Annotated in this window: 12 protein-coding genes; 2 read left to right on the top strand and 10 right to left on the bottom strand. The window is 38.1% G+C overall.

Features of this window, described 5'->3' with window-relative positions; genetic code table 11:
* The first annotated feature begins 174 nt into the window (after positions 1-174).
* The gene (locus ACFRAE_RS06280; protein WP_422796277.1) at positions 175-1,359 is read left to right on the top strand and encodes a class I SAM-dependent rRNA methyltransferase; all 1,185 of its coding nucleotides are present in this window, start codon (positions 175-177) and stop codon (positions 1,357-1,359) included.
* A gap of 60 nt (positions 1,360-1,419) precedes the next feature.
* Here the strand turns inward: ACFRAE_RS06280 and ACFRAE_RS06275 are convergent, their stop codons facing one another.
* From ACFRAE_RS06275 to ACFRAE_RS06230, 10 genes are all read right to left on the bottom strand, one after another.
* On the bottom strand, positions 1,420-2,172 hold the full coding sequence (locus ACFRAE_RS06275; RefSeq protein WP_422796276.1) for an SGNH/GDSL hydrolase family protein: 753 nt from the start codon (positions 2,170-2,172) through the stop codon (positions 1,420-1,422).
* 42 nt (positions 2,173-2,214) lie between these two features.
* Positions 2,215-3,402, bottom strand: coding sequence for an aspartate aminotransferase family protein (locus ACFRAE_RS06270; protein WP_422796275.1), 1,188 nt, complete (start codon positions 3,400-3,402; stop codon positions 2,215-2,217).
* 129 nt (positions 3,403-3,531) lie between these two features.
* On the bottom strand, positions 3,532-3,972 hold the full coding sequence (locus ACFRAE_RS06265; protein WP_422796274.1) for a hypothetical protein: 441 nt from the start codon (positions 3,970-3,972) through the stop codon (positions 3,532-3,534).
* A complete protein-coding gene (locus ACFRAE_RS06260; RefSeq protein WP_422796273.1) occupies positions 3,972-4,895 on the bottom strand; it encodes a hypothetical protein in 924 nt (307 codons plus the stop codon). Before ACFRAE_RS06260 ends, ACFRAE_RS06265 begins: the two co-directional genes overlap by 1 nt.
* Before the next feature lie 34 nt (positions 4,896-4,929).
* Complete coding sequence (locus tag ACFRAE_RS06255; RefSeq protein ID WP_422796272.1) at positions 4,930-5,475, bottom strand: RNA polymerase sigma factor; 546 nt, start codon at positions 5,473-5,475, stop codon at positions 4,930-4,932.
* Between the two features lie 6 nt (positions 5,476-5,481).
* On the bottom strand, positions 5,482-6,435 hold the full coding sequence (locus ACFRAE_RS06250; protein ID WP_422796271.1) for a transketolase family protein: 954 nt from the start codon (positions 6,433-6,435) through the stop codon (positions 5,482-5,484).
* A 75-nt stretch (positions 6,436-6,510) separates the two neighbouring features.
* On the bottom strand, positions 6,511-7,359 hold the full coding sequence (locus tag ACFRAE_RS06245) for a transketolase (protein ID WP_422796270.1): 849 nt from the start codon (positions 7,357-7,359) through the stop codon (positions 6,511-6,513).
* A 311-nt stretch (positions 7,360-7,670) separates the two neighbouring features.
* Positions 7,671-8,225 carry a NifU family protein gene (locus ACFRAE_RS06240; protein ID WP_422796269.1) on the bottom strand — a complete coding sequence of 185 codons (555 nt, stop codon included), beginning with the start codon at positions 8,223-8,225 and terminating at the stop codon, positions 7,671-7,673.
* Positions 8,226-8,299: 74 nt separating this feature from the next.
* Positions 8,300-9,649 carry an adenylosuccinate lyase gene (gene purB, locus ACFRAE_RS06235; RefSeq protein ID WP_422796268.1) on the bottom strand — a complete coding sequence of 450 codons (1,350 nt, stop codon included), beginning with the start codon at positions 9,647-9,649 and terminating at the stop codon, positions 8,300-8,302.
* Positions 9,650-9,772: 123 nt separating this feature from the next.
* Positions 9,773-10,003 (bottom strand): hypothetical protein, encoded by a 231-nt coding sequence (locus tag ACFRAE_RS06230; protein ID WP_422796267.1) that lies wholly within the window; start codon positions 10,001-10,003, stop codon positions 9,773-9,775.
* A 234-nt stretch (positions 10,004-10,237) separates the two neighbouring features.
* On the opposite strand from ACFRAE_RS06230, the gene ACFRAE_RS06225 reads away from it, so the two are divergent.
* Positions 10,238-11,587: an acyl-CoA dehydrogenase family protein gene (locus tag ACFRAE_RS06225; RefSeq protein WP_422796266.1), complete on the top strand. Its 1,350-nt coding sequence runs from the start codon at positions 10,238-10,240 to the stop codon at positions 11,585-11,587.
* The last annotated feature ends 69 nt before the right edge of the window (positions 11,588-11,656 follow it).

Below are 11,656 nucleotides of genomic sequence, written 5' to 3'. Positions count from 1 at the left end.
ATGATTTATGGATCATATTTACTGTTGGAGAGACGCTTTATGCGTCTCTTTTTTTTGCGGATTGCTCGATTTTTCAGCTTCAATTTTGTAAAGGCGACTTAACCAGGAGAGCTTATTGCAAAAATTCGCATGAATTCCATATAATATCTTGTGATTCTACTTACTTTTGCACACATGAAAAAAATAATCCTGAATAAAGGAAAAGATAAAGCAGCATGGCAATTACATCCTTGGATTTTTTCAGGAGCCATAGCTTCCAGTGTTGGTGAGCCCAGCAATGGAGACATTGTTTCAGTGTATAACCAAGCCGATGAATTCATCGCTTACGGAATGTTTAATGGGAATTCCAGGGTCGCAGTAAGGCTATTGGAATGGGATCCTAAAAAGGAAATCAATGAAGCATGGTGGAGAATGCGCGTTGGTAAATCTGTAAACAACCGTTTAACCTTATTAAATGAACACAATAATACCGTTCGATTAATTTTTGCGGAGGCTGATTTCCTCCCAGGACTAATTGTCGATAAATACGCCGACTATATTTCGATCCAAGTTCATTCCGTAGGAATCGAACGTGTGAAGGGCATCCTAGTCGATGAATTAGTTCAACTATTGAAACCTATAGGTGTTTATGAGCGCAGCGATTTAAAATCAAGGGAATACGAAGGCTTAGCAGATGATAACGCTAGTCGATACGGACAAACACCACCTGAATTTGTGGACATTGTAGAAAATGGTATTCATTATCAAGTTAACATTGTCGAAGGACAAAAGTCCGGTTTTTACTGCGATCAACGAGAAAACAGAGCCATTACAGCGAGGTATGCTAAAGGTAAAAAAGTATTGGATTGTTTCTGTTATTCAGGAGGATTTACCTTAAATGCGTTGCGAGAAGGAGCGGTATCAGTGACTTCGGTAGATAGTTCTGCATTGGCGATCGAAACCCTAATCAATAATGTCAAAAACAACGGATTTGAACTGTCAAAACATCAAGCAGTGCAGTCTGATGTCAATAAATATTTAAGAGAATTAGGCGAACAAGGCGAGAAGTTTGATCTCATTGTATTGGATCCCCCTAAATATGCACCTTCAAGATCAGCATTAGAAAAAGCATCAAGAGCCTATAAAGATTTAAATCGCCGTGGACTGATGCTATTGAATAGTGGCGGCTTATTAGCTACCTATTCCTGTTCTGGCGCTATGGATATCGATACCTTTAAACAAGTTATTGCATGGGCAGCTTTAGATGCAGGAAAAGAAATCCAATTTATCTATCAATATTGTCAACCGGAAGATCATCCAGTTCGGGCATCCTTTCCAGAGAGCGAATACCTTAAAGGATTACTAGTCCGCGTACTTTAATATGCAAAAAAAGCGGTCAGTTTGATATCAAACTGACCGCTTTTTTATTGTATTCCTCAATTATTTAATCAATCCTAACCAAGCATCTGCCATTAAGCTTGCGCCAGCTAGGGTGGTATGTACTCCATCGGTAGTCCAATAAGCACCATTATTTTGTTTCAATGCCTTATCGAAAATTTGCTGATAAGGTAAGAACAATGTTTTAAACTCTTTGGCGATTTCCCTTGATGCTTGTTGATAGTTCGGGAAATCTGGAAACCATTCATCTTTCACATGATTAACATCTTTCACTCCAAATGGCTCTATGATTATTAGTTTAACACCAGGCAAGGAGGTCAATGTTTTTTCTAACAGTTGTTTGTATTGATCCTTATATTTTTGAGGCGTATTGCTTGCTCCTGAATCTTTAGTTCTCCAAAAATCGTTCACACCAATCATAATGCTGATGATGTTAGGTTTTAAAGCGATGGCATCCTTATCCCAACGATTTAATAAATCAGGCACGCGATTGCCACTAATTCCACGATTATAAACTTTGATATTTTTTGCAGCATGATCCCGCAATAGCGCACTTGCTGCTAATAATGCATAACCATCCCCAAATGCATTGGCATTATTGGGTTGATCGTTGTTTTTATTACGGCCTGCATCCGTGATTGAGTCACCTTGAAAAAGGATGACATCATTTTGGGAGATGCTTAATTTTCCAGCTTTATTGCCTGAAAAATCTTCCGCATATACGATGCTTGAACCAAGTCCAGCAGCTGTTATTCCGAGTAGGCTTTTCTTCAAAAAATCTCTTCTATTATCCATTATTAGTTTATATAGGTTGATATAGAGAACAAGATAAGGAAACTAACAGAATTTGGCAATTGCCTCTCGAATAATTTTACAAGCCGTTTTAATCTCCTCCTTGCTTATCGTCAGTGGAGGAGCAACGCGAAGGGCAGTTTCACAGTGCAAATACCAATCGATAATAATCCCTTGTTCAGCACAATAATTACTCACGGCATAAACCTGTTCAAAACTTTCGAGCTGCAAACACATCATGAGTCCTAAGCCCCGAATCTCTTTAATTTGAGGAATGTCAAGCTCAGATCGAAAGAGCTGTGCCTTTTCTTCCACCTGTGGAATTAGATTTTCTGCTAATATTACTTTTAAGGAAGCTCTTGCTGCGGAACAACTTACCGGATGCCCGCCGAAGGTCGTAATATGTCCAAGCATGGGGTTGTCTTTTATAACATCCATGATTTCTTTAGCCGATACAAAAGCGCCAATCGGCATTCCACCCCCTATCCCTTTAGCTAACATTAAGATATCGGGAACAATTCCAAAATGCTCAAAGGCAAAAAGTTTACCCGTCCTTCCAAATCCAGTTTGTATCTCATCGAATATTAATAAGGTTCCACAAGCCGTGCATTTATCCCGTAGAGCTTGCATGTAAGCGCGATCAGGAACACGAATACCAGCTTCCCCTTGTATGGCTTCCATGAAGACAGCTGCGGTCTTATCGCTGATTAAATCCAAATCCTGAAGATCATTATAAGTTATAAAAGAAACCTCAGGAAGTAAAGGAGCATACGCTTCGCGATAAGCATCATTTCCGATGAGGCTTAAGGCGCCTTGAGTACTACCATGGTACGCTTTTCTGGCGGCAATAATTTCTCTTCTTCCAGTAAATTTCTTGGCGATCTTCATTGCACCTTCCACGGCTTCTGCCCCAGAATTTGTGAAATAGACCGAACCAAACGAAGAGGGGAGTTGTGCCAATAATTCAGTTGCAAAATGTACCTGAGGCGCTTGAACAAATTCCCCATATACCGTAACATGCATAAACTTACTGAGTTGATCCTGAATAGCCTCTAAGACCTTTGGATGTCGATGTCCAATATTGCTCACATTAAATCCTGATACCAAATCCATATAAGATTTTCCATCAGGGCCATACAAATAAATACCTTCTGCACGTTCCACTTCGATAAGGCGAGGGGAATTGGATGTTTGGGCCGTATTTTTTAAAAATAATTCTCTATTACTAATCATGTGTTGTGTACCATTTCTATAAATCACCAATACGAAGGTTTAAAATCATGAACCTTACGATTACTGGTGTTTTCGGACGAAATGTAGGAATTTTAAGGATAAAAAAGAAGCTCCAATTTGGAGCTTCTTTTATTCATGTTTTATATTTCTGCTATCTAACTCTTTATAAAGAAGTTTGATAAATTCTTGTTCGACGGCAAAGAATTGAGAAGCTCGAGCTTGTCCAATAACATCGGCAAATTTGCTGCGGAATACTTTCTTGGTTTCTACCTCCTTCGAATCGTATTCCAAAATGTCATCCTCTTTTCTAAATGAATTGAAGTTGCCTCTACTAGCTTCCACACTTTTGCTTTTTTTCGACTTGATCGCCAATATTTCTTTAGAATATTGGTTGTAAAGCGGAAAAAAGCGTTGTGCCTCTGCAGGAGATAATTTAAGATGCTTTGTAATAAAAGCAACTTTTTGATTTTCGATTGCTTCAAACCGTTCTTGACGTGATTGAGCATTCGCAAACAAAGTCACCAAGCAAAATAGGCAACAGGTGGTTATAATATGTTTAAAAGAAACCATTATAATGCGTAATTTAAATAATTTTCTAACTCCTCATCAGCGATTTCACTACCAATACCTTTTGAATCTTTAGGTTCATAAATATACTCCGCAAATTCAGCAAGGTCTGATGCGTCACTATAATTGGAAAGATAACGAATTATTTCTTCATCTGGAATTCCTTCTAATGAACTTGTCGTCGCAGTTACTGGATTTTTGTCTGTTGCATGATAGTTTCCTACCGTAACAATAGCAGCAATACAAGCAGCGGTTGCTGCAGAAAACCAAGCGTATTTTTTAAATGGACTCGTTGCAGGTATGGTTTTTCTTTTTGGTAATTGAATAGGTGCCGGAATTTGTGTTTCATCCATCACACGATCAGTCAATTGATCAAAATATCCTTGCGGAACTTGGAAACCAGTAGTTCCGATATTTTCTTTCCAACCTTGCACTGTAATATGAGCCATGATCGCTTCTTCGTTTTCCTCCATATAGCCAAGCGGAACGGTGAAACCATCTTCTTTGCGCAGTACAGGAAATGTATCAGCAGTAACTTTTTCTAAAATTCGATCACTTAATCCATCAAAGTATCCATCAGGTACAGTAGGTAGTACTGAGTTCATCGCATCAATTTTTGTTTGAGCGAGTACCTGTTCGGTAAGTTCATCAAAGTAATGTTCAGGAACAGATAAAGCAGATTCCGCTTTCAGTTGTCCAACCTTGATGTTACTAATTACTTGCGATGAAAGGTTGTCGAAATATCCATTAGGAATAGTAAAACCTTCGTTATGTTGCGAGTTGATTGTATCAAGATTGATACGAGCTTGCAAATGATCTTTAAAATCATCGAAGTAATTGTCGGGTACAATGAAAGGGTTGACACGCAGCGAATTAGGTAAGTTGTTGCTTCCTGTGTTTTCGAAATATGTGTTATTTTCCTTCATAGTACCTTAATAGATAGTTTTAGCCCCGAAAGGTTTAATCATGAGCATTAAAAAAGTTCTCTATTTTTTTGACAGCGAGATGGTATGAAGCTTTTAATGCACCCACACTTGTTCCCAAAACTTCCGACATCTCTTCGTATTTCATATCTTCAAAATATTTCATATTGAATACGAGCCTTTGCTTATCAGGCAAAGTTAAAATAGCCTGTTGCAATTTCATCTGTGCTTTATCTCCATTGAAATAAGCACCATCAGCTAATGAATCAGAAAGATAAGCAGAACTTTCATCATCCAATGAAATGTTCTGCTTTTGTTTTTTCTTATTCAAAAAGGTAATACACTCATTCGTAGCTATGCGATATAGCCAAGTATAGAGTTGAGAATCTTCCCTAAATTTTTCCAGATTTCGCCAAACCTTTATAAAAATATCTTGCACAACATCATCGGCATCATCATGGTCAATAACCATACGACGAACATGCCAATAGATTTTCTGCTGATATTTCTTTAGCAAAAGGCGGAAGGCCTCTTCACGAGTACTTTCATCGGCGAATTTTGCAATTATCAGGGCATCTTCCATAGAATATTATTTTCTGCTAATTACTTTTCGTGCTGCATTAACGATGTTTGCGGCATTAAGACCATATTTCTCCATCAATTGAGCTGGAGTTCCGGACTCACCAAAACTATCGTCAACAGCCACATACTCTTGAGGTGTAGGTAAATGCTTTGCTAAAGTTTGCGCTACACTATCTCCCAATCCACCTAAGCGATTATGTTCTTCTGCAGTAACCACACAGCCAGTTTTACCAACCGATTTAAGAATTGCTTCTTCATCCAATGGTTTGATGGTGTGAATGTTGATGATTTCTGCACTTATGCCCAATTTTTCCAGTTCTTCACCAGCTTGAATAGCTTCCCAAACCAGGTGGCCTGTCGCTATAATAGTCACATCTGTTCCTTCATTTAATAGTACTGCTTTACCAATCTCGAAGGTTTGATCTGCAGGGGTAAAATTAGGAACTACCGGACGGCCAAAGCGTAGGTACACTGGACCTTCATGGTCTACTAACGCAATTGTTGCTGCTTTTGTTTGGTTATAATCGCAAGGATTAATTACGGTCATACCAGGTAACATCTTCATTAAGCCAATATCTTCCAAGATTTGGTGGGTAGCACCATCTTCTCCTAAAGTCAATCCAGCATGTGAAGCACAAATTTTCACATTTTTACCAGAGTAAGCGATAGATTGACGAATTTGATCGTAAACACGACCGGTAGAGAAGTTCGCAAAAGTTCCAGTGAATGGAATTTTACCACCAATGGTAAGACCTGCGGCGATGCCCATCATGTTTGCTTCAGCAATACCTATTTGGAAAAAGCGCTCAGGGTATGCTTTTATAAAATCGTTCATTTTTAGGGATCCGATAAGGTCGGCACATAGTGCAACCACATTTTCGTTTTGTTTACCAGCTTCTAATAAGCCAGCTCCGAAACCTGAACGTGTATCTTTTGATTCTGTGTAAGTGTATTTTTTCATGTCTTGATTATGAAATCCAATAGTCTATAATCGTCTTATTTCCTATTCGAAATGCTAATAGTACGGTGGTTTTGATTAATAATCGCCTATGGTACTTGGTAGTTGATTTAAGGCCAATTCCAATTGCTCATCATTTGGAGCAACACCGTGCCATTTGTGAGATCCCATCATGTAATCTACTCCATTACCCATTTCAGTGTGTAATAAGATGATTACGGGTTTTCCTTGACCAGTACGAGATTTAGCTGTATCCAATCCTGCGATAATTTCCGCTAAGTTATTTCCGTTAGCCACTTCGAGAACATCCCATCCGAATGCTTCCCATTTAGCACGTAAATTACCTAAAGACAATACCTCATCCGTAGAACCATCAATCTGCGCTCTATTGTAATCAACTGCAGCAATCAAGTTGTCCACTTTGTTGTGTGGAGCATACATTGCAGCTTCCCAAACTTGACCTTCTTGCAATTCACCATCACCCATTAACACATAAACTAAATTTGTGTCATTGTTTAATTTCTTCGCTTGTGCGGCACCAATAGCCGCTGATAGACCTTGTCCTAATGAACCAGACGCAATACGAATACCTGGTAGATGCTCGTGCGTGGTTGGATGTCCTTGAAGACGGGAATTGATTTTTCTGAATGTCGCCAGTTCGCTTACTGGAAAATAACCTGCTCGAGCTAAGGTGCTGTAGAAAACAGGGGAGATATGACCATTGGACAAGAAGAATAAATCCTCTCCAATACCATCCATATTAAAGGAAGGGTCATGTTTCATTGCATGGAAGTATAATGCTACGAAATAATCTGTACAACCTAACGAACCGCCTGGGTGGCCAGATTGACATGCATGCACCATACGAACGATGTCTCTTCTTACTTGCGAAGCGATCTGTTCAAGTTTATTTAAGTCTGCACTCATCTTAAAGTATAATGTTTCAATTATTTGGTGATAAAGTTAGGAAAATTTTACTATTTAGCATGAAGGAATTAGAGAATAGGTAGGAGATTGAAATGGAAGATGAGCAGGTTTGGGCAGGATAGTTCCATCAAGTAATAGAAGGCCTCGTGATTTTGAAGCAATACCTTCATGAAGGCCAATGAAATGACTGCATAGGATGCTCTTGGAGTACAATTAAGCTTGTTAGACGATGAGTAATAAAAAACGGTTGAAGTTTACCTTCAACCGTCAAATATTTTTCGAATAACTCAAGTCCAATATTTTTCTGAGAGTTACATCGCTTCTGCGACTACTTCTTCCACCTCTGGCACCATACGTTTTAATAAACCTTCAATACCAGCTTTCAACGTGATGGTTGAAGAAGGGCAGCCTGAGCAAGACCCTCTCAATTCTACCGTGACTTTACCAGCATCAAAAGATTTGTAAGCGATGGCTCCACCATCTTGTTCTACTGCAGGACGAACATAATCGTGTAAAACTTGTTGGATTTTAATTTCCACTTCCGACCCTTCAAAAACAACATCCTCAGAGTGTTCAATAGGTTTCACTGCAAGTTCTGATTCCACAGCACCTTTCACGAAGTCCTTTAATAAAGCTTCAATGTCAGACCATTCCGCTTCATCTACCTTAGTAATGGTGACAAAATTGCTTGCGAAAAATACGCCATTCACAAAGTTAAATTTAAACAACTCACGAGCGAAATCTGATTCCTGCGCTTTCTCACGATCAGGATAGTCTAAGCTTCCATTGATCAACAGCTTATTGACCAAGAATTTCATGGTTGCTGGATTTGGAGTACTTTCTGTATATACGTTTATTGTTGCCATGTAATCAATTTCTAAAAATAATTTTCAAATATACCTCTTTTGACAATACGTCAACGTCATTGCTGGGTAAAAGCTTATAATTGAACTCCAGTATAGTTGCTTGGAGAAATTGCTTTAATCTCTTGTTTTACAAGTTCTGATACAGCAAGTTGATCCACAAAAACAGCTATGGTTTCTTGAGTTACGTGCGCATTAGTTCTCGTTAAATCTTTCAATGCTTCATAAGGTTTAGGATAACCCTCTCTTCTTAATATCGTTTGAATAGCTTCTGCTACGACTGCCCAGTTATTTTCTAAATCGGCTTGAAAAGCAGACTCATTTAAAATTAATTTTCTCAATCCACGTAGCGTAGATTTAATAGCGATCAAAGTATGCGCAAAAGGGACACCAATATTTCTCAATACAGTAGAATCTGTCAAATCACGTTGCAATCTTGAAATAGGCAATTTTGCAGCCAAGTGTTCAAATATGGCATTGGCTAATCCCAAATTTCCTTCTGCGTTTTCAAAATCAATCGGATTAACTTTATGTGGCATCGCTGAAGATCCTATTTGACCAGCCGTAATCTTTTGTTTGAAATAATCCATGGAGATATACGTCCAGATGTCACGGCATAAATCAATCATGATGTTGTTTACACGTTTTAAAGCATCACAGCTTGCTGCAAAATTATCATAATGCTCAATCTGTGTCGTAGTTTGCGAGCGATCAAGACCCAATACCTTATTTACAAATTCATTTCCAAAATTCACCCAATCATGATTGGGGTAAGCCACATGATGCGCATTTAAGTTTCCTGTAGCACCACCAAATTTTGCAGAATATGGAACTTGCGCTAATAAATTTAATTGTTTTTCGATACGCTCGATAAATACTTTGATTTCTTTACCCAAACGAGTCGGAGAGGCTGGTTGTCCATGGGTACGTGCTAACATAGGCACATTTTCCCAAGCAGAGGAAAGGCTTTTTAATTCTGTTAGCAATTCCGTAATTGCCGGTTGATACACCTGAGCGATTGCTTCTTTCCAAGAATAAGGGATTGCGGTATTGTTGATATCTTGAGAAGTAAGTCCGAAATGAATGAACTCTAAGGAGTCGGTTAATCCTAATTTTTCAAATTCATGTTTTAAGAAATACTCTACAGCTTTTACATCGTGGTTGGTTACTTTTTCAGTGTCCTTGATCCATTGGGCATTTTCGATCGAAAAATTACGATAGATATCGCGAAGTTTTTCATCTAAGCTACCATCAAAATGGCTAAGTTGAGGAATGCCAGATTTTGTTAAGGATATAAAATATTCTACCTCTACCAATACACGGTATTTAATTAAGGCAAATTCTGAAAAGTAATTTGTTAAATCCTTGGTATTGTTATAGTATCTGCCATCAATGGGCGTTACTGCGGTAAGAGGTGATAATGTCATGGTATATTTTACTTTTTTACTGCAAAAATACAAAAAGTAATAGACCTATACCAATGAAAAGGGTATAAAACAATAAAAGCTCGTTAGATAACGAGCTTTTATTGTATTTTGAATGAATTCAGATTATTGAGCGTTTTTCAAAGAATCTACAGCTTGAGTTGCAGCTGAATCGATTGCGTTAACAGCTGAATCAGCTGAAGTTTTGATTGAATCAGCAACTTGGTTAGCAGCTGAATCGATAGCAGCAGCAGCTGAATCAGCAGCAGCGTCAGTTTTTTGCTCAGCGTTGTTACAAGAAGCAACAGCGATAGTTAATGCTAAACCTAAGAATCCGAATTTTAATAAATTTTTCATTTTTAATTTTTTATTTAGTTGAAACAAATTTGTTTATTTTATCCTTAATACGTTTACCTTTAAAAGGTAACCCAAAAAATAATTTATTTTTAATATTTTGTTAAATCAGCTGATAATCAGCATGTTAATTTAATATTAGTTGCTTTGGGCAGCGCAAATATACTAAGTTTTGTTGAATTGCAACAATAATTGATAAAAATTGTTAAATTTCTATATTTATTTAAATCTAAATCTATGTTGGATAAACTAAAAAACATCATAAAACTCTATAAATCAATTGATTTAGCACAGTTGGAAAAAATTTCTAAGAAAATTGATTTAGGAGCAGTATTAGGAGCGGTATCAAAAATGGATGAAAATCAATTGAAAATGGCTATGAAAATGCTGACTTCAAGCAATAAAAAGAAAGATCCTCCAGCCATCAATGCGGATTTTTATGATCTTTCTGCTAAACTTTCTCCCGAAGATCGAGCGCTTCAATTAAAAATACGTGCTTTTTTAGAAACAGAGATTAAACCGATAGTCAATAATTATTGGCTTCACGACGAATTTCCTTTTGAAGTAATTCCTAAACTCGCAGCATTAAATGTATGTGGTTATGTATACGAAGGTTATGGCTGTGCTGGTGGTTCATCACTTATGGATGGTATTATCGCTAGTGAATTTGGTCGTGTTGATCCTTCCATTGCAACATTCTTAGGTGTACAAAGTGGATTAGCTATGGGGTCTATTTATTTATGTGGATCTGAGGAACAGAAAAACGAATGGCTTCCTGCTATGCAACAATTGAAAAAGATAGGCGCATTTGGCTTAACAGAACCTTTGGTTGGCTCTGCAACGGCAGGAGGGCTTACCTGTACCTGTAAACGACAGGGGGACCACTGGGAGTTGAACGGTCAGAAGAAATGGATCGGAAATTCTACCTTTTCGGATATGACCATTATCTGGGCTAGGGATGTAGATGATCAGCAGGTGAAAGGATTTATTGTTCGTAAAGAAAATCCTGGCTTCGCTGTAGAAAAAATAAAAGGTAAAATGGCCTTAAGGATCGTGCAAAATGGATTGATCACTTTAACCAATTGTATCATTCCGGAGTCTGATCGTATGCCACATGCGAATTCTTTTAAAGACACTGCAAAGGTCTTGCAAATGACACGTGCTGGTGTCGCATGGATGGCTGTAGGCTGTGCAAGAGGGGCCTATGAAAACGCTTTAGCCTATACCTTGCAGCGGGAACAATTTGGAAAGCCTATCGCATCGTTTCAATTGATCCAAAATCATTTGGTAGAAATGTTGTCCAATTTAACGGCTATGCAAACCTTGGTATTTCGACTTTCCGAACTTCAAGACGATGATCTACTTAAAGATGAACATGCCTCTTTAGCTAAAGTATTTTGTACGCTTCGTATGCGAGATATCGTATCGAGAGCCCGTGAAGTGATGGGAGGTAATGGTATTCTCTTGGAATATAATGTTGCTCGGTTTTTAGCCGATGCGGAAGCAATTTATTCCTACGAAGGAACTAAAGAAATCAATTCCCTTATCGTCGGAAGAAGTATTACAGGATATAGTGCTTTTGTATGATGAAAGGTGCTAGGAGGTAATAGGCAGTAGATAGGCGATTTTACATTTTAGAGGTGAGCTATTCGATTT

Source organism: Sphingobacterium sp. HJSM2_6, from assembly GCF_049316305.1.
Lineage (GTDB): Bacteria > Bacteroidota > Bacteroidia > Sphingobacteriales > Sphingobacteriaceae > Sphingobacterium.
This window is presented reverse-complemented; position numbering and strand designations above follow the sequence as displayed.

What these genes read in the sequence shown, in the direction of transcription:
- ACFRAE_RS06255 (WP_422796272.1), bottom strand. Translation starts at nt 5,475, where the DNA reads ATGGAAGATGCCCTGATAATTGCAAAATTCGCCGATGAAAGTACTCGT.
- ACFRAE_RS06270 (WP_422796275.1), bottom strand. Translation starts at nt 3,402, where the DNA reads ATGATTAGTAATAGAGAATTATTTTTAAAAAATACGGCCCAAACATCC.
- purB (WP_422796268.1), bottom strand. Translation starts at nt 9,649, where the DNA reads ATGACATTATCACCTCTTACCGCAGTAACGCCCATTGATGGCAGATAC.
- ACFRAE_RS06230 (WP_422796267.1), bottom strand. Translation starts at nt 10,003, where the DNA reads ATGAAAAATTTATTAAAATTCGGATTCTTAGGTTTAGCATTAACTATC.
- ACFRAE_RS06280 (WP_422796277.1), top strand. Translation starts at nt 175, where the DNA reads ATGAAAAAAATAATCCTGAATAAAGGAAAAGATAAAGCAGCATGGCAA.
- ACFRAE_RS06240 (WP_422796269.1), bottom strand. Translation starts at nt 8,225, where the DNA reads ATGGCAACAATAAACGTATATACAGAAAGTACTCCAAATCCAGCAACC.
- ACFRAE_RS06245 (WP_422796270.1), bottom strand. Translation starts at nt 7,359, where the DNA reads ATGAGTGCAGACTTAAATAAACTTGAACAGATCGCTTCGCAAGTAAGA.
- ACFRAE_RS06260 (WP_422796273.1), bottom strand. Translation starts at nt 4,895, where the DNA reads ATGAAGGAAAATAACACATATTTCGAAAACACAGGAAGCAACAACTTA.
- ACFRAE_RS06275 (WP_422796276.1), bottom strand. Translation starts at nt 2,172, where the DNA reads ATGGATAATAGAAGAGATTTTTTGAAGAAAAGCCTACTCGGAATAACA.
- ACFRAE_RS06265 (WP_422796274.1), bottom strand. Translation starts at nt 3,972, where the DNA reads ATGGTTTCTTTTAAACATATTATAACCACCTGTTGCCTATTTTGCTTG.
- ACFRAE_RS06250 (WP_422796271.1), bottom strand. Translation starts at nt 6,435, where the DNA reads ATGAAAAAATACACTTACACAGAATCAAAAGATACACGTTCAGGTTTC.
- ACFRAE_RS06225 (WP_422796266.1), top strand. Translation starts at nt 10,238, where the DNA reads ATGTTGGATAAACTAAAAAACATCATAAAACTCTATAAATCAATTGAT.